A 17,062-nucleotide genomic window follows, 5' to 3' on the forward strand; every position below is an offset into this window, starting at 1 on the left:
GTCGGGCCTGCATCAAACCGAACTGCTTGCCCTGAGTGTCTCCTGGTGCGGTGGTTGCTCTGAATATTTAGGAACAATCATGGTTGTGATTCGTATGGCACGTGGCGGCTCCAAGAAGCGCCCCTTCTACAACATCGTCGTGGCCAACAGCCAGAACCGCCGTGACGGCCGCTTCATCGAGCGCGTGGGTTTCTACAACCCCGTCGCCTCCGGTGCTGCCGAGTCGCTGCGCGTCGCTCTGGACCGCGTCAGCTACTGGACCGGTGTCGGCGCCCAGCTGTCGCCCGCCGTCGCCCGCCTGGTCGACGTCGCCACCAAGAAGGCTACCGCCTAATTGGCCTCCCAGGTGTCCGACGCCGAACGCAAGCCTGAGCCGACCCCTCTCGAAGGTGGTTGGCCGGCTGACGCAATCGAAGTCGGACGCCTGCTAGACGCCTGGGGCATCAAGGGCTGGATCAAGGTCCAGGCCTATTCAAACGATGCCCAGGCGCTCTTCTCGTCGCGGCGCTGGTTCCTGAAGCCCGCCGAGACGACGCTGCCGACGGCCAAGGCCCAGCCTGTGCCGCCGCTGCTCAAGATTCTTTCTGTCCGTGACCACGGCGATGGCATTGTTGCCAACGTCGAAGGCGTCTCGGATCGCAACGCCGCCGAGGCGCTGCGCGGCGCACGCATCTTCATCTCGCGTGCTGCCTTTCCCAAAGCTGATCCCGACGAGTTCTATTGGGTCGACCTGATCGGTCTCAATGTCGTCAACCGCCAAGGCGAGGCCTTGGGCGAGGTCATAGGTCTGCTCGATACAGGCCCGCATTCCGTGCTGCGAATCGCACCGCCAGGCCTGCAGGCGCCGCTCAAGCCCGACCAGGAAAAGCTCATCCCCTTCGTGTCGGCCTTTGTTGATGACGTGGACTTGGCCGAGCGACGCATCAGCGTCGACTGGGGCCTGGATTTCTAAGCCGCACCCGGCTTCGCGAGCGCCATGCGCTTCGATCTGATCACCCTGTTTCCCGAGTTGTTCGGACCGCATCTGGCCAGCGGTGTGACTCGTCGCGCCTTCGAGAGTCGTCAAGTCGATGTGCAGCTCTGGCAACTGCGGGACTTCGCCGAGGACAACTACCGCCGTGTCGACGACCGCCCCTTCGGCGGCGGGCCCGGCATGGTGATGTTGGTCGAGCCGCTGGAGCGCGCCCTCGCTGCTGCCAAGGCTGCGCGGGCCGAAGCGCAAGTCGATGCAGGTGCTGCCCCAGCTGTCATTCATTTCAGTCCGACCGGCCGACGCATGGACCAGGCCCTGATGCAGGAATTAGCGGCAGGGGCAGGAGGCATCCTGATCTGCGGCCGTTATGAAGGCATAGACCAGCGGTTCCTCGATCGACACGTAACGCTGGAGCTGAGTCTGGGCGATTTCGTTCTGTCTGGTGGCGAATTGCCTGCGCTGGCCCTCTTGGACGGCATCGCCCGTTTGCAGCCCGGTGTTCTGAATGATGCGGCTTCGCACCAGCAAGACAGCTTCTCGGATGGGCTCCTCGACTGCCCTCACTACAGCCGGCCGGAACTGCTGAGCGGTCTGCCGGACCAGGCTGAGGACTTGCAGGTTCCTCCGGTACTGCTGTCCGGCCACCATGCCGAGATTGCCCGCTGGCGCCGGGAGCGCTCCCTGGAGCGCACGCAGGCTCTGCGGCCCGATCTGATCGTGGCGGCCAGGGCGGCAGGGCGCCTGAGCCGCAAGGACGAGGCCTTTCTGCAGGCGCTGCAGACCCGATCTGGCGGGGCCTGAACGCCGGCCTGAGCTTTGTGGCTATAATGGCGGGCTTTTCGATCCTCTGTCGGGTTGAGAGACGCCGGGCTTTCGGCGTACACCACAGGCAAACTGCCGTCGCGTCGACGGTCAGGGCCAGGACGCCGACAAGATCCCTGGAGAAACCATGGACCTGATCCAAACCCTTGAGCAAGAAGAAATTGCTCGCCTGAACAAGACCATCCCGGCCTTCGCCCCTGGCGACACCGTGATCGTCAGCGTCAACGTCGTCGAAGGCAGCCGCAAGCGCGTCCAGGCCTACGAAGGCGTCGTGATCGCCAAGCGCAACCGCGGCCTGAACAGCAGCTTCATCGTCCGCAAGATCTCGAGCGGCGAAGGCGTTGAGCGCACGTTCCAGCTGTACAGCCCGCTGATCGCTTCGATCGAAGTCAAGCGCCGTGGCGATGTCCGCCGTGCCAAGCTGTACTACCTGCGCGACCGCTCGGGCAAGTCGGCTCGCATCAAGGAAAAGTTGGCCTAAGGCCATCTTTCGCCGGAGTTAATGGCACCCTTGGCGCCGTTAACGCAGGCAAAAGCTGGCGACGCACTCGCCATGCCACGCTTCAACAAAGCCGCCTCCGGGCGGCTTTGTCGTTTCCAGCCTATCCTTTGGGCTCAATGACTCGTCCCGCCATCCTCAATCCCCAAGCCGTTCCGGTGACAGCGGTTGATGGCCATCTGCCCGCGGTGGCCGATGGGTCGCTGACTCCGGCATCGCTGCGCGAGCGCTTTGCCTCCCCGCCGTCCTGGCAGGTCGAAATCCCTGGCGATGGCGGCTTGTTTGCCAACCGACCGCCGGCCGCTGCCGCTGTGCTGGTGCCTTTGGTGATGCATGAGCAGGGCCTGCATCTGCTGCTGACACGCCGGACCGACCATCTGCGTGACCATGCCGGCCAGATCAGCTTCCCCGGTGGCCGTGTCGAGCCCGAGGACGGCAATGCGATTGCTACGGCGCTGCGCGAGACCGAGGAAGAAATCGGCCTGGCAGGCCGCAATATCGAGGTGATCGGCGAACTGCCGGTCTATGTGACCGTGACAGGCTTTCACGTGACGCCGGTCGTCGCCCTGGTCCAACCCGACATCGAATTGCAGCTCGATGCGTTTGAAGTGGCCGAGGCCTTCGAGGTGCCCTTGGCGTTCCTGATGAATCCGGCCAACCATCGTCGTCATCGCTTCGAATACGCCGGCGGCGAGCGCAGCTTCCTGTCCATGCCCTGGACCAGCCTCGACGAACAGGGCCTGCCACGCGAGTACTTCATCTGGGGTGCGACGGCCGCGATGCTGCGCAATTTCTACCGCTTCCTCTCAGCCTGAGCGCGGGGCGCCGCTATCATCGGCGGCCATGAACTTTTTTGCGGTCCTGTTTGCGCTGCTGGTCGAGCAGCTGAAGCCTCTGCCCCACGGAAACAAGGTCCACGACGGCGTGATCGCCTGGGTGCGCTGGACCGGCCGCAATTTCGACGCGGGTCGTGAACACCATGCCACCGTGGTCTGGACCATCACGGCCGTCGGCCCGGCGCTGCTGGCCGCGATCATCCACATCGCGATCCGTCAGTTCAGCGAGGTGCTGGCCCTCGCGTTCACCGTGCTGACGCTCTACCTGACGCTGGGCTTCCGCCAGTTCAGCCACTACTTCACCGACATCCGTGACGCGCTGGAGCGAGGCGACGAGCTGGAGGCGCGACGCCTGCTCTCGGCCTGGCGGCACCTGGATGCCAGCGAGCTGCCGCGTACCGAGCTGCTGCGCCATGTGGTCGAGCATTCGCTGCTGGCCGCGCACCGCCATGTGTTCGGCGTGTTCTTCTGGTTCGTCGTGCTGTCCACCGTGGGCCTGGGCCCGGCCGGTGCCGTGCTCTATCGCATGGCCGAGTTCGCCAGCCGCTACTGGGCCTTCAAGAGCCGCACCACCGATGCACCGACCAATGAGCGGCTGATGCAGCTCTCGCGCCAGCTGTTCGGCTGGGTTGATCACGTGCCGGCCCGGCTCACGGCCACTGGTTTCGCCATCGTCGGCAATTTCGAGGAAGCGGTGAACGGCTGGCGCCGCGATGCCAGTCTCTGGATGCATGCCAACGAGGGCATCATCCTCGCTTCGGCGGCGGGTGCCCTGGGCATACAGCTGGGTGGCCGCGCGGCACCCGGCGTGACGCCGGATCGCAGCAAGACCTTCGAATCCGGCGGCGACAGCGACGCCACGGGCGCGGCCGGCTCAACGCCGGGCACGCCGCTGCAACTGGGCCATCTGCAAAGCGTGGTGGGCCTGGTCTGGCGTTCGGTGGTGCTGTGGATGCTGTTGCTGGCCTTGCTGACCTTGGCCAATCTGGTCGGTTGACCGGGCACAGGCCCGCAGGACGCAAGGGTCCCGCCAGGCCAGTCCGGCTGAGTCAGAAGCGTTCTATCCAGCCCGACTGGACCGCCGACTGCGGATTCGAGCCGGCAGCTCGGACCGCGGCCAGCGCGGCTTCGGTCGATTCGCCCAGATGCTTGAGCGCGCAGGCCGCCACCGTGCCGGTGCGGCCAATGCCGGCGGCGCAATGCAGCAGCACCTGCTCGCCCAGCACCAGGCTGTGGGCCAGCTGCTCCACGCCATGACGGAACTCCGCCGGGTCCGAGCCCAGGCCGAAATCACGCATGGGCAGATGCTGCCAGCGGAAGGGCAGGCGGCCCTCGGCGATGGCCTTGTGATAGGCCGGCGAGAGCTGGGCCACTTCCTCCAGCGGATTGAGGCAGCAGACCAGGTTCAACTGGCGCAGCCTGGCCTCGTCGAGAAAATCGCCCCAGGCCTCAAGGCGGCCGGGCATGGATTGCAGCCACAGGCCGCCGCGGGTGGAAGAGGGCAGTTGGACGGATCGAAAAGCCATGGCGCTATTGTCCGATCAGCCAGGGCGCCTGGATCGCGGCCCGGGTCTCCTCGACGGCGATGGCCCACATCTGCTGGGTCACCTCGTCGGGCATTTGGTAGTGGCCGCCGTAGCAGCCGTCGCCCAGGTAGGCCCGTTTGGCCACAGGATCCATCAGGGCCATGCGGCCGTAGTCGACCAAGGGCTTGGGTTGCTCCGGTAGCGTGACCCCGGCGAGCCGCGTCAGGCCCGGCAGGTTCTCCATCCAGGAGGCATGCGAGGCCTGCGGGTCCTGCTCGCGCACGAAGGCCATGGTGCGAGGCGCGGCCCACCAGTGGTGCCACTTCAGCTGCAGTCCGGGCAGCTGCGATTGCAGCTCGGCGCTGAAGCCGGCGGCCGGGCCGTTGCCGCCATGGCCGTTGACGATCAGCACGCGGCGAAAGCCATGATGATGCAGCGAACCCACCAGGTCCCGCAGCACGGCCAACAAGGTCTGGAAGCTCAGGCTCATGGTGCCGGGATAGGCCATGTAGGTCGGTGTGTGGCCGTAGGCCTGGGCCGGAAACACCGGCACGCCCAGTGGCTCGGCCGCCTCGACGGCGATGGCCTCCGCGAGCAGTGCATCAACGGCCAGCGACAGATAGGCATGCTGCTCGACCGAGCCCAGCGGCAGCACGGCCAGGTCGCCGCCGTCCTTCAGGTACTGCTCGATCCTCATCCAGTTGCAGTCGCTCACGCGCATCGCAAGTTCCCGTTCTCAAGAGCCTGGTGGGCTCGTGGTTTATAAACGTTAAGTTTCTAAATTGCCGAATCCGGCGCATCATGCGGGCACTGACAAGGAGACAGCCCCATGAAGATCCGACCGCTGGGCCTGGACCATATCGTGCTGCGGGTGCGCGATCTGGATGCGGCCCTGCATTTCTACATCGATTTGCTGGGCTGCACGCTGGAGAAGAGGCAGGAAGCCATTGGCCTGATCCAGGTGCGCGCCGGCAACTCGCTGATCGACCTTCTGCCGCTGGATGGCAAGCTGGGCCGCGTCGGCGGTGCCGGACCTGGCGCTGAAGGCCGCAATGTCGACCACTTCGCGCTGCGAATTGCCGAGTACGACGAACAGGCCCTGCGGCAGCAACTGAGCGAGGCCGGCGTGGTCATCGGCGAGGCCGGCTCGCGCTATGGGGCCGAAGGCGAGGGCCCTTCGCTCTACGTCAGCGACCCGGACGGCAATGTGGTCGAGCTCAAAGGGCCGGCCTGGAGCCAACCGGGGGAGGGCGCCCATGCGGCTGAATGAGCAAGCGGCCTTGAAGCAGGCCCTGGACCAGTCCTTGCGTTTTGGCGGCAGCCGCGAGTCGAGTGGACTGAGGCTCAGCAGCCATCTGCCCATGGTGCTGACTGCCTTGGCCCGGCTCGATGCGCCCGAGCAAGCGCTGGACCTGCATCTGCAGCACTGGACCAGGCTGCTGCCGCCGGCCAACGAGGCACCGATTCAAAGCCTGCCGTTGCAGGATTTGCTGTTGTCGCCCGAGACGGCCTCCTTCCACGGAGCGATCCGGCTGGCCTATGCGCTGGAGGCTGGCCATGCCGGCGAACAGGTGGCGGCGCTGGCCTACTGGACGCGTGAGCGTCTGGCGCTAGGCCCGAAGCTGGCGTCTGAAAAAGGCACGCAGGACCTGCGCAGCACGCTGGACCAGGTGCGCGCCGACGCCGGCCTGAGCTTTCAGCTTCCTCCGCAGCCCAGCCTCATCACCACCGACATGCAAGCCGCCGCCGCGTTGCCGGCATTCAGCCGCTACCTCGCGCTGCCGAAGCTCAGCCTGGACACGCTGGCCGAAGCCTCGCTGGCGCTCTACCTGGCGACGCGGGACTTCACGGCCCTGCACCTGGTCACGGGCCTGCATGCAGTCCGCGTGCTGATGGTGCACTGCCCCGAGGCGGATGAGGGCCAGGTCTTGCGCCACCTGTGGCGAGCCTGGCTGGCCGGCTATGTGTCGATGGGCCGCCCGGCCCTGGCCTGGGCCCTGGTCCATGCCGGCGAGGCCAGCGAAGCCGATTGGGAACGGCAGTTGCCGGCCCTGTACGGCAGCCTGAACGACCACCGCATCAAGCTGGCCGATGCCTCGCGCGAGGAATGGCGCCATCGCGGCTGGCCGGGCTATGCCCTGTGCCTGCAGGCCGAAGGAGCAGCGCAATGAGCGAGGCTGCCGTGCTGAACTCGTCGGCGCCGGTGAAGCACCCGCGTCTGGTGCTGCTCGCGGTCTGTGCCCTGGCGCTGATGAGCACCATGGGCGTGGCCATGCCTTATCCCATCCTGGCGCCCATCTTTGTCGGTGGGCCGGTCGATGGCTTCACCCATTTCGCCGGCCTGGATCCCAAGTTGCTGATGGGCCTGGCCCTGGCGGCCAATCCGCTGGGCATCCTGGTCGGTAGCCTGTTCGTGGGCCCGCTGTCCGACCGCTACGGCCGGCGCGCCGTGCTGAGCGTGACCCTGAGCTGCAACCTGGTCGGCTACCTGCTGACCGCCGTCGCGCTGGACCAGCGCTGGTATTTGCTGTTCGTGCTGGCGCGCTTCGGCACCGGGCTGACCGAGGGCAATATCGCCGTGGCCCGCGCGTTGATCGCCGACCTGCACGAGCACATAGACCGCACCCAGGCCTTCGCCGCGCTCAATGCCTGCCTCTACATGGGCTGGCTGATAGGGCCCTTGGTCGGTGGGCTGACCTTGCCGCTGGGTGATGGCGTGCCCTTCGTGCTGGCGGGGCTGGCCATGCTTCCCTGCCTGCTGATACTCGGTCTGGCCGTACCGCCATCGCCGCATCGCGACGGCCCGCTGAACCTGCTGCAAGCCATGCGCGAGAAGCAGGCGCTGGGCTTGTTGAAGCAGGACAAGGTGTTGGCCGCGCTGTTCGCAATGCAGCTGAGCTACAGCTTCGGTATCAACTCGCTCTACGAGTTCGCGCCGCTGTGGATGCTGGAGAACCTGGGCCTGGACAGCTCCGGCATTGCCTGGGTCACGGCGGCCCAGTGCTTTGCGATGACTTCGGCCAGCCTGCTGGCCGGCAAGCTGCCCCGCAGCCACAGGCCCCTGCGGCGCGCTGCGGTGATGGCCTTGCTGGCTTCCTTCGGGCTCACGGCCCTGGCCCTGTTGCCGGGCTGGGGCGGCGTGGTGGCCATCGTCGGCCTGGGCGTGCCGCTGGCCTTCTACAACGCGGTGCTGCCGGCCTGGATGTCGGAGCGATTCGCCGTCCACGGCCAGGGGCGGGTGATGGGCCTGCTGTCCACGGTCTTCTTCCTGGCCAATGTGATGGTGGCCCTGTCCGGCGGCCTGATCTCGCTGCTCTCCACGCGCTGGATCATGGCCCTGGGTGGCCTGACCTGCATCACGGCCGCGCTCCTGCTGCTGCGCATGGCCCGCCGCGAGGAGCAGCGGCCATGAGGGGCGGTCAGACGGCCGAGCGCCTGCTTTACCAGCTCAAGAGCCGCGGTCCGCAGAGCGCCGCCACGCTGGCCGCGGCCTGCGCCATCACGCCCATGGGAGCGCACAAGCAGCTGCAGTCGCTGCAGGAGCAGGGCCTGGTCGAAGCGGACGACGAGATCCAGGGGCCGGGCCGGCCGCGGCGCATCTGGCGGTTGACCGAATCGGGCCATGGCAGGTTCCCGGATCGCCATGGCGAGCTGGCCGTGCAGCTGATCCGCCAGGCCGCCGCCGTGCTCGGCGAGCAGGCGCTGGACCAATTGATTGCGGCGCGCGAGCGCGACATGGCGGTGGCTTATGGCGAACGCCTGCGCAGCGCCCGCAGCCTGCAGGCCAAGGTGCAGCGCCTGGCTGAGCTGCGCGCCGAGGAGGGCTATCTGGCGCGGATCGAGAAGGCCGAGGGCCGGGCCTGGCTGCTGATCGAGGACCATTGCCCGATCTGCGCCGCCGCCAGCCAATGCCAGGGCTTTTGCCGCTCCGAGCTGCAGCTGTTCCGCGAGCTGCTGGGGCCCCAGGTGAGCGTGGAACGCACCGAGCATCTGCTGGCCGATGCGCGGCGTTGCGCCTACCGGATTGCCCCGGCTTGATGGCAGGCTCGGGCGGCCTATCATCGCCGCGCCACCGTCCTAGGCCCGCCTCAATGAAAAGACGATTGATCGCCCCCTGCCTGCTGAGCCTGGCTGCCCTGATGTCCAGCGCCCAGGCCGCCACGCCGACCGAACAGATGCACGCGCTGTTCCAGCGCAGCTGGGAGCAAGACCTGGCACGCGATCCGCTGTCGGCCACCTACTACGGCGAGCGCCGCCTCAACGGCCAGTTGCCCGAGCTGAGCCTGGCCCATATCGAGGAAGACCTGAAGCTGGTGCGCGAGCGGCTGGCCGCCTTGCGCGCCATTCCCAAGGCCAAGCTGCCGCCGGCCGAGCAGCTGAACCATGAGCTGTTCGAGCGCGAGCTGCAGGAGGAACTGGACGCGGCGCCGTTCAAGCTCTACCTCGAAGCCATAGGCCCGCGCGGCGGCGTGCAGACCGCGGCGGAATGGGCCGAGAACATGCCCTTCGAGACGCTGGAGGACTACCGCAACTGGCTGTCGCGGCTGCGCGCCCTGCCGCGCTACATCGCCCAGACCCAGGCGCTGTTGCAGCAAGGCATGGCCGAACGCCGCGTGCCGCCGCGGGTGCTGATGACGCGGGTGCAGGAGCAGCTGAACTCGCTGCTGGCCCAGCTCGCCAAGCCCGAGGACAGCAGCTTTTACAAGCGCTTCAAGACCCTGCCAGCGTCCGTCTCAGCAGAGCAGGGCGCAGCCCTGCGTGCCGAGGCCCTGACCCTGATCGAGAAGGAGCTGCTGCCGGCCTACCGCAGTTTCGCGAGCTTCTTCAGCCAGCAATACCTGCCGGCCTGCCGGGAGACCGTCGGCGCCTGGGATCTACCCGAGGGTGGCAAGCTCTACGCCAACCGTGCCCGGCACTACACGACCACCAGCCTGGCGCCGGAACAGATTCACGAGATCGGCCTCAAGGAAGTGGCGCGCATCGAGGCCGAGATGGATAGCTTGACAGCCGAGATCGGCTACAAGGGCACGCGTGCCGAGTTCTTCAACTGGCTGCGCACCGATCCCCAGCATTTCTTCAGCGAGCCGCAGAAGCTCTACGAGGCCTATGTGCTGGCGGCCAAGAAGATCGAGCCCGAGCTGCCCAAGCTGTTCGGCAAGCTCTACCGCACGCCTTTCGGCGTGCGAGCCATCCCCGACATCACGGCGCCCCATACCTACACGGCCTACTACAGCCCGCCCTCGCTGGACGGCCGCCGTGCCGGCTACTACTACGTCAACCTCTACCGTCCCGAGGTGCGGCCCAAGTGGGAGATCGAGGTGTTGACCGTTCATGAGTCCGTGCCCGGCCACCACCTGCAGGTCGCCCTGGCCAACGAGCTGGGCGAGCTGCCGCCGTTCCGCCGCCGTGCCGGCTACACATCCTTCGTCGAGGGCTGGGCGCTGTACTCCGAGCGGCTGGGCTATGAGCTGGGCCTCTACAAGGACCCATACTCGCGCTTCGGCCAGCTGAGCTACGACATGTGGCGCGCGGTGCGCCTGGTGGTCGACACCGGCCTGCACCTCAAGCGCTGGAGCCGCCAGCAGGCGATTGACTACTTCATGAGCAAGGCGCCCAAGGCCGAGGCCGACATCATCAACGAGGTCGACCGCTACATCTCCTGGCCGGGCCAGGCCCTGGGCTACAAGATCGGCCAGCTCAAGGTGCTGGAGCTGCGGGCCCAGGCCGAGAAGGCGCTGGGCTCGCGCTTCGACCTGCGGGCCTTCCATGACCACTTGCTCGGCGCGGGGGCCTTGCCGCTGGACCTGCTGGAGCGCAGGATGCAGGACTGGATCCGCTCGCAGATCGCACGACGCTAGGCCGAGTCGTATCGAATCGTTTCCCTGTCCACCGGATGCGCATGGCGGCGTTGAAAATTGCGTGCACAGGAGTACCACCATGAAACGCAGTCTTGTTCTTGCCTCCCTGATGCTGCTGGGCGCCTCGGCCGCCATGGCTGCCGACGTCGGCGTGTCCATCAGCATCGGCCAACCCGGCTTCTATGGCCGCATCGATATCGGCAACATGCAGCCGCGCTACTACAACGTGGAGCCGATGATCATCGAGCGCGTGGCCGTGCGCCCGGCGCCCATCTACCTGCGCGTGCCGCCCGGCCACCAGAAGGACTGGCGCAAGCATTGCCACCACTACAACGCCTGTGGCGTGCCGGTCTACTTCGTCCGCGACGACTGGTATGAGCGCGAATACGTGCCGCGCTACCGCGACCACTACGACCGCGACGCCGGCCGCTGGCGCGAGGACGACCGGCGTGATGGCCGCCGTGACGACCGGCGCGGTGATGACGACCGCGGCCATGGCAAGGGCAAGGGCCACGGCAAGGGCCATGGCAAGGACCGCGACGACCGCTGAAACCGCCGCCCTGACACGCCGGCTGCTGATGTTCCCCGATGGCCGGCGCGAAGACCCGGACGTGCGGGCCTGGTTTGAGGCCCATGCCGGCGAACTGGGCGCCTTGGCCGGGCAGTGGTTCGCCGTCGTCCGCGCCTGCGGCGACGAGGTGATGGAACTGCTGCATGACGGCCATCCCACGGCCTGTGTCAGCGACGCCGGCTTCGCCTACGTCAATGTGTTCACAGCCCATCTGAACCTGGGCTTCTTCCGCGGTGCCGAACTGCCCGATCCTCAGGGCCTGCTGGAGGGCAGTGGCCGCTTCATGCGGCACATCAAGCTGCGGCCGGGCGAGCCCATCGATGAGGGCGCCGTGAAGGCGCTGATCGCCGCGGCCTACGCCGACATGCGTCGGCGCTTGGCCGAATCTGCCTAGCCGGCGATGCCGGCGCGCTCCAGCATGGCGTGCAGCAAGACATTGCAGCCCGCGGTGATGTGCTCGGGCTTGGCGTCCTCGATCTCGTTGTGGCTGATGCCGTCCTTGCAGGGAATGAAGATCATCCCGGCCGGCGCCAGCCGCGCCATGTAGACGGCGTCATGTCCCGCGCCTGAAACGGCCGGCATGTTCGAGTAGCCCAGCGCTGCCGCGGCCTTGCCGACGGCGGCCACACAATCCGCATGGAAGGGCGCGGCCGGGTAGTGCGACACCAGCTCTATCGTGATCGGCAGGCCACTCTCTGCGCTGGCATCAACCACGGCCTTGCGGATGTCTGCATCCATGCGCTCGACCAGTTCGTCGGTGGCGTTGCGCAGGTCGATGCTGAACTTGACACGCCCCGGTATCACGTTGCGGCTGTTCGGATGCACATGGACCATGCCGACCGTGCCGCGGCCATGCGGCGGATAGCGGTGGGCAATGGCCACCACTTCCTGCATGAGCTTGGTAGCAACCTGCAGCGCGTCCTTGCGCAGCGCCATCGGCGTGGGGCCCGCATGCGCTTCCATGCCGGTGACCACGCAGTCGTACCACTTGATGCCCAGCACGCCGGTCACCACGCCGATGGTGACGTCGTGGTCTTCCAGCACCGGCCCTTGCTCGATGTGGGTCTCGAAGTAGCTGCCTATGGGATGGGCGCCGGGTTCTTCGTCGCCGATGTAGCCTATTCGTTCCAGTTCCCCCTTGACCGTCTTGCCTTCGGTGTCTGTCGCGGCATAGGCGTGCTCCAGCGTGAAGGCCTTGGCGAACACGCCTGAGCCCATCATCACCGGCACGAAGCGCGAGCCTTCCTCGTTGGTCCAGAAAGCCACCTCGATGGGCGCCTCGGTCTCTATGCCAAGGTCATTGAGTGTGCGTACAACCTCGATGCCCGCCAGCACTCCGTAGTTGCCATCGAACTTGCCGCCGGTGGGCTGGGTGTCGATATGGCTGCCGGTCATCACCGGGGGCAGGGCGTTGTTGCGGCCGGGGCGGCGCATGAAGCCGTTGCCTATCTTGTCGATGGTGACCGTCATGCCCGCCTCGCGGGCCCAGCCCAGCACCAGGTCGCGGCCCTGCTTGTCTAGGTCGGTCAGGGTCAGGCGGCAGACGCCGCCCTTGGGCGTGGCACCGATCTGCGCCAGCTCCATCAGCGAGTCCCAGAGGCGCTGGCCGTTGATGCGCAGGTCTTGCAAGGCAGGCTTGGTCTTCATGTCCATGGCAATTCCTTTCAACGCGCGACGGCGGTCGGTGCCAGGTCTTGCGAGCGGGCCTTGGCGGCGGTGAAGTTGGGGCCGAAGGCCGGGCGCTTGATGTAGCGGCCGGCACCCTGCACCGCGCGCAGGTCGCCGTTGGCGTAGACCAGCTTGCCCTGCGAAACCGTGTGGCTGGCTATGCCGCGCACCTGGCGGCCCTCGAAGATGTTGAAGTCGTTCCTCGAGCGATGGGTCTTGGCCGAGATGGTCTTCGTGCCCTGCGGATCCCACAGCACCAGGTCGGCATCGGCGCCCTCGGCGATGCAGCCCTTGCGCGGATAGATGTTGAACAGCTTGGCCGTGTTGGCCGAGGTGATGGCGACGAACTCGCTGGGCGTGAGCCGGCCGCTGTTGACGCCGGCATCCCAGATCACCGCCAGCCGCTCCTCGACGCCGCCACAGCCGTTGGGGATCTTGGCGAAGTTCTCCTTGCCGGCGGCCTTCTGCGAGGCGCAGAAGGTGCAGTGGTCGGTCGCCGTCGTGTGCAGCTGGCCCGACTGCAGGCCGCGCCACAGGAACTCCTGGTGGATCTTGGGGCGGAACGGCGGGCTCATCACATAGGCCGCCGCGGTGGCGAAGTCGGGATGGCGGTAGACGCTGTCGTCGATCAGCAAATGGCCGGCCAGGACCTCGCCGTAGACCCGCTGGCCACGAGCCCGTGCACGCGCGATGGCCTCGGCCGCTTCGATGCAGCTCACATGCACGATGTAGATCGGCACGCCCAGTACATCGGCAATCGCGATCGCGCGGTTGGCCGCTTCGCCTTCGACCATGGGCGGCCGCGAGAGCGGATGGCCCTCGGGCCCGGTGATGCCCATCTTGGCCACCTCGGCCTGCAGCAGGTAGACCAGTTCGCCGTTCTCGGCATGGACCGTGGGCATGGCCCCCAACTCCAGCGAGCGCTTGAAGCTGTTCACCAGGGTCTCGTCGTCGCACATGATGGCGTTCTTGTAGGCCATGAAGTGCTTGAAGCTGTTGATGCCTTCCTCGTGCACCAGCTTGCCCATGTCGGCGTGCACGCCTTCGCTCCACCAGGTCACGGCCACATGGAAGCCGTAGTCGGCGGCCGACTTCTCGGCCCAGCCTCGCCATTGCTGGTAGGCCTCCATCAGCGGCTGCTGCGGATTCGGGATCACGAAGTCGATGATGGACGTGGTGCCGCCGGCCAGCGCCGCGGCCGTGCCGCTGAAGAAATCGTCCTGTGTCACCGTGCCCATGAAAGGCAGCTGCATGTGGGTATGCGGGTCGATGCCGCCGGGCAGCAGGTACTGCCCCGAGGCGTCCAGGGTCTCGCAGCCGGTCGGCGCTTCGCGCGCGGCGCGCTCGCCGATGGCGGCGATCTGGCCGTCCACGCAAAGCACATCGGCAGTGAACTCCCGGTCGGCATTGACGACGGTGCCGCCGCGTATCAGCAGGGCCTTTGCAGTCATGACATCACTCCTTGCGTTTCATCGCCATGGCCCCGTAGTAGACGACGGCGGCAATCGCCAGTCCCACGAACCATGCATAGGTATAGACCTGTTTGAAGACCATCGCCACCTCGGGGAATGCGGCCGGGAAAGCGGCATTCAGGAAGCCCGGCACATTGGGCGCCACGCCCAGCACGAAGGCGGCGACGGCGGCCCAGTTCCAGCCGTTCGAGTAGCGGTAGCGGCCGTTGTCGCGGTAGAGCTCGTCCACCTTCAGCTCGGTCTTGCGCAGCAGGTAGTAGTCGACGATCAGGATGCCGGCCACCGGACCCAAGAGGGCCGAGTAGCCGATCAGCCAGGTGAAGATGTAGCCCTGGGTCGACTCGAGGATTTTCCAGGGCATCATCACGATGGCGATGCCGGCCGTGATGTAGCCGCCGGTCTTGTAGCTGATGGCCTTGGGGTTCAGGGCCGAGAAGTCGTAGGCCGGGCCGACGAGATTGGCCGCGAGGTTGACGCTGACCGTGTCGATCAAGAGAACGATCAAGGCGATCAGGACGGCGGCGCCGGTCATGCGGCTGGACAAGTCCACCGGGTCCCAGATCGCCTTGCCGTAGATCACCACGGTGGCCGAGGTTACGAAGACCGCCAGCGCTGCCAGCAGGCCCATGGGGCCGGGCAGGCCGATGGCCTGACCGACGACCTGGTCCTTCTGCGACTTGGCGAAGCGGGTGAAGTCGGGGATGTTCAGGGCCAGCGTGGCCCAGAAGCCGACCATGGCCGTGAGAGACGGCCAGAAGACGGCGGAGAACTGTCCGGCCTTTTTGCCGCCTTCGACGAATTGCGAGGGCTGGTCCAGGATGGGGCCCAATCCTCCAGATGCAGCGCCGGCCTTGTCATAGGCCCACCACAAGAGCACGAAGCAGATCAGGATCTTGATCGGCGCGGTGTAGGTCTCCAGCTTGCGGATCGCATCGATGCCGTGGACCACGTAGTAGAACTGCACCAGCCAGAAGCCCAGGAAGCACAGCAGCTGCCCCAGGTTGATGCCCAGGCCCGGCAGCTTGTCGCCCTCCAGCGGATGGCCGATCAGCACGCCCAGCAGGGTGTAGATCATCATGCCGCCGAACCAGGTCTGGATGCCGTACCAGCCGCAGGCGACCAGGGCGCGCAGCAGGGCAGGGAGCCGGGCCCCCTGGGTGCCGAACGAGGCTCGTGCCAGCACCGCGTACGGGATGCCGTACTTGGCGCCGGCATGGCCGATCAAGAGCATGGGTACCAGCACGATGACATTGCCCAGGAAGACGGTCAGCACGGCCTGGTAGGCGCTCATGCCCGAGTCGATCAGGCTCGCGGCCAGCGTGTAGGCCGGGATGCACATCACCATGCCCACCCACAGGGCCGCGAAGTGGTACCAGCGCCAGGTCCGCTGCGCCTGGGTGGTGGGCGCCAGGTCTTCGTTCCAGAGTTGCTGGCTGGTCTGCTGCGTCATCCGTCCGCTCCTATAAGGGTGTCACGAGGCGTCGCAATGTTTGTGCCTGTCTGTGCTTGGCGCTAGGCGGTAAACCCGGCTCAGGCGGTCGAGCGCATCGGGTTGTTCGGATGCGTCGTCCAGTTGGCGTACTCGGCCTTCACCGGCTGGCCGGTGCGCTGGTCCAGTTCGCCCGGGGCCAGCTTGCGCATGGTGATGGTGTCGGGCACCGGGCAGATCGAGACGCAGAGGTTGCAACCCACGCATTCCGCCTCGTTGATCTCGAAGTGGCGCTTGCCATTCTTGGTCGCGAAGATGGCCTGGTGCGAGGTGTCTTCGCAGACCACATGGCAGCGGCCGCACTGGATGCAGCTGTCCTGGTTGATGACCGCCTTCTCGGTGTAGTTCAGGTTGAGCTGGTTCCAGTTCTTGACCGTGGGCACGGCCAGGCCGCGCATCTCGTCGATGTTCTTGTAGCCCTTCTCGTCCATGTAGTTCGAGAGGCCAGAGCACATGTCCTGCACGATCTTGAAGCCATAGACCATCGCGGCGGTGCACACCTGCACCGTGCCGCAGCCCAGGGCGATGAACTCGGCCGCGTCGCGCCAGGTCGTGATGCCGCCGATGCCGGAGATCGGCAAGCCGGCGGTCTGCGCGTCGCGGGCGATCTCGGCCACCATGTTCTGCGCGATCGGCTTCACGGCCGGACCGCAGTAGCCGCCATGCGAGCCCCAGCCGTCGGTGCTGGGGTTCATCACCATGCGGTCCAGGTCCACGCCGATGATGGAGTTGATCGTGTTGATCAGGGACACGGCATCGGCGCCGCCGGCCTTGGCCGCACGGGCCGGGTGGCGCACGTCGGTGATGTTGGGCGTCAGCTTCACGATCACCGGCAGCTTGGAATACTGCTTGCACCAGGCCGTGACCATCTGGATGTACTCGGGCACCTGGCCCACGGCCGAGCCCATGCCGCGCTCGCTCATGCCGTGCGGGCAGCCGAAGTTCAGCTCGATGCCGTCGGCGCCGCTGTCTTCGACGCGCACCAGGATGTTCTTCCAGCTCGCTTCAAGGCACGGCACCATCAGCGACACGATCAGGGCGCGGTCCGGCCAATTGCGCTTGACCCGGGCGATCTCGTCCAGGTTCACCTGCAGCGGCCGGTCGGTGATCAGCTCGATGTTGTTCAGCCCGATCACGCGCCGGTCCTGGCTCATCAGCGTCGTGTAGCGCGGGCCGCTGACGTTGACCACCGGCGGGTCCTCGCCCAGCGTCTTCCAGACCACGCCGCCCCAGCCGGCCTCGAAGGCGCGGTTGACGTTGATCTCCTTGTCCGTCGGCGGCGCCGAGGCCAGCCAGAACGGGTTCGGGCTCTTGATGCCCAGGAAATTGCTGCTGATGTCGGCCATGG

At 66.5% G+C, this 17,062-nt stretch carries 19 protein-coding genes; 13 read left to right on the forward strand and 6 right to left on the reverse strand.

The annotated features are described in order from the left end of the window. Nucleotides 1-79: 79 nt before the first annotated feature. The 6 genes from rpsP to QT382_RS01295 all read left to right on the forward strand — a co-directional run bounded on the left by rpsP (nucleotide 80) and on the right by QT382_RS01295 (nucleotide 4,127). Nucleotides 80-334 carry a 30S ribosomal protein S16 gene (gene rpsP / locus QT382_RS01270; RefSeq protein WP_289252235.1) on the forward strand — a complete coding sequence of 85 codons (255 nt, stop codon included), beginning with the start codon at nucleotides 80-82 and terminating at the stop codon, nucleotides 332-334. Between the two features lie 12 nt (nucleotides 335-346). Further along, complete coding sequence (gene rimM, locus QT382_RS01275; RefSeq protein WP_289252236.1) at nucleotides 347-952, forward strand: ribosome maturation factor RimM; 606 nt, start codon at nucleotides 347-349, stop codon at nucleotides 950-952. A 24-nt stretch (nucleotides 953-976) separates the two neighbouring features. Beyond that, complete coding sequence (gene trmD, locus QT382_RS01280; protein WP_289252237.1) at nucleotides 977-1,774, forward strand: tRNA (guanosine(37)-N1)-methyltransferase TrmD; 798 nt, start codon at nucleotides 977-979, stop codon at nucleotides 1,772-1,774. Between the two features lie 148 nt (nucleotides 1,775-1,922). Further along, nucleotides 1,923-2,276: a 50S ribosomal protein L19 gene (rplS, locus tag QT382_RS01285; RefSeq protein ID WP_289252238.1), complete on the forward strand. Its 354-nt coding sequence runs from the start codon at nucleotides 1,923-1,925 to the stop codon at nucleotides 2,274-2,276. Nucleotides 2,277-2,413: 137 nt separating this feature from the next. Continuing rightward, nucleotides 2,414-3,109: a CoA pyrophosphatase gene (locus QT382_RS01290; RefSeq protein ID WP_289252239.1), complete on the forward strand. Its 696-nt coding sequence runs from the start codon at nucleotides 2,414-2,416 to the stop codon at nucleotides 3,107-3,109. Nucleotides 3,110-3,137: 28 nt separating this feature from the next. Next, entirely contained in the window at nucleotides 3,138-4,127 is a 990-nt protein-coding gene (locus QT382_RS01295) for a CobD/CbiB family protein (RefSeq protein ID WP_289252240.1), read from the forward strand. A 52-nt stretch (nucleotides 4,128-4,179) separates the two neighbouring features. On the opposite strand, the gene QT382_RS01300 is transcribed toward QT382_RS01295, so the two are convergent. After that, complete coding sequence (locus tag QT382_RS01300) at nucleotides 4,180-4,656, reverse strand: protein-tyrosine phosphatase family protein (RefSeq protein WP_289252241.1); 477 nt, start codon at nucleotides 4,654-4,656, stop codon at nucleotides 4,180-4,182. A gap of 4 nt (nucleotides 4,657-4,660) precedes the next feature. Next, on the reverse strand, nucleotides 4,661-5,377 hold the full coding sequence (locus QT382_RS01305) for a creatininase family protein (protein WP_289252242.1): 717 nt from the start codon (nucleotides 5,375-5,377) through the stop codon (nucleotides 4,661-4,663). Nucleotides 5,378-5,485: 108 nt separating this feature from the next. On the opposite strand from QT382_RS01305, the gene QT382_RS01310 reads away from it, so the two are divergent. The 7 genes from QT382_RS01310 to QT382_RS01340 all read left to right on the forward strand — a co-directional run bounded on the left by QT382_RS01310 (nucleotide 5,486) and on the right by QT382_RS01340 (nucleotide 11,479). Then, on the forward strand, nucleotides 5,486-5,926 hold the full coding sequence (locus QT382_RS01310) for a VOC family protein (RefSeq protein ID WP_289252243.1): 441 nt from the start codon (nucleotides 5,486-5,488) through the stop codon (nucleotides 5,924-5,926). Then, entirely contained in the window at nucleotides 5,913-6,827 is a 915-nt protein-coding gene (locus QT382_RS01315; RefSeq protein ID WP_289252244.1) for a questin oxidase family protein, read from the forward strand. Before QT382_RS01310 ends, QT382_RS01315 begins: the two co-directional genes overlap by 14 nt. After that, nucleotides 6,824-8,068 carry an MFS transporter gene (locus QT382_RS01320; protein ID WP_289252245.1) on the forward strand — a complete coding sequence of 415 codons (1,245 nt, stop codon included), beginning with the start codon at nucleotides 6,824-6,826 and terminating at the stop codon, nucleotides 8,066-8,068. Before QT382_RS01315 ends, QT382_RS01320 begins: the two co-directional genes overlap by 4 nt. After that, nucleotides 8,065-8,694, forward strand: coding sequence for a helix-turn-helix transcriptional regulator (locus tag QT382_RS01325; RefSeq protein WP_289252246.1), 630 nt, complete (start codon nucleotides 8,065-8,067; stop codon nucleotides 8,692-8,694). Before QT382_RS01320 ends, QT382_RS01325 begins: the two co-directional genes overlap by 4 nt. A gap of 53 nt (nucleotides 8,695-8,747) precedes the next feature. Continuing rightward, entirely contained in the window at nucleotides 8,748-10,514 is a 1,767-nt protein-coding gene (locus QT382_RS01330) for a DUF885 domain-containing protein (protein ID WP_289252247.1), read from the forward strand. A gap of 79 nt (nucleotides 10,515-10,593) precedes the next feature. Further along, nucleotides 10,594-11,064, forward strand: a complete 471-nt coding sequence (locus QT382_RS01335) for a hypothetical protein (RefSeq protein WP_289252248.1) — start codon at nucleotides 10,594-10,596, stop codon at nucleotides 11,062-11,064. Beyond that, nucleotides 11,039-11,479 (forward strand): DUF1801 domain-containing protein, encoded by a 441-nt coding sequence (locus QT382_RS01340; RefSeq protein WP_289252249.1) that lies wholly within the window; start codon nucleotides 11,039-11,041, stop codon nucleotides 11,477-11,479. The genes QT382_RS01335 and QT382_RS01340 overlap by 26 nt, the downstream gene beginning before the upstream one ends. Here the strand turns inward: QT382_RS01340 and QT382_RS01345 are convergent. The 4 genes from QT382_RS01345 to preA form a co-directional block, all read right to left on the reverse strand. Further along, nucleotides 11,476-12,738, reverse strand: a complete 1,263-nt coding sequence (locus QT382_RS01345; RefSeq protein ID WP_289252250.1) for a Zn-dependent hydrolase — start codon at nucleotides 12,736-12,738, stop codon at nucleotides 11,476-11,478. The two genes, QT382_RS01340 and QT382_RS01345, sit on opposite strands and share 4 nt — an antisense overlap. A gap of 11 nt (nucleotides 12,739-12,749) precedes the next feature. Continuing rightward, on the reverse strand, nucleotides 12,750-14,204 hold the full coding sequence (hydA, locus tag QT382_RS01350; RefSeq protein ID WP_289252251.1) for a dihydropyrimidinase: 1,455 nt from the start codon (nucleotides 14,202-14,204) through the stop codon (nucleotides 12,750-12,752). A gap of 4 nt (nucleotides 14,205-14,208) precedes the next feature. Next, nucleotides 14,209-15,675, reverse strand: coding sequence for an NCS1 family nucleobase:cation symporter-1 (locus QT382_RS01355; RefSeq protein WP_289252252.1), 1,467 nt, complete (start codon nucleotides 15,673-15,675; stop codon nucleotides 14,209-14,211). 80 nt (nucleotides 15,676-15,755) lie between these two features. After that, nucleotides 15,756-17,060 carry an NAD-dependent dihydropyrimidine dehydrogenase subunit PreA gene (preA, locus tag QT382_RS01360; protein ID WP_289252253.1) on the reverse strand — a complete coding sequence of 435 codons (1,305 nt, stop codon included), beginning with the start codon at nucleotides 17,058-17,060 and terminating at the stop codon, nucleotides 15,756-15,758. Nucleotides 17,061-17,062: the final 2 nt, after the last annotated feature.

It is taken from the genome of Pelomonas sp. SE-A7, from assembly GCF_030345705.1.
Taxonomy (GTDB): domain Bacteria; phylum Pseudomonadota; class Gammaproteobacteria; order Burkholderiales; family Burkholderiaceae_C; genus JAUASW01.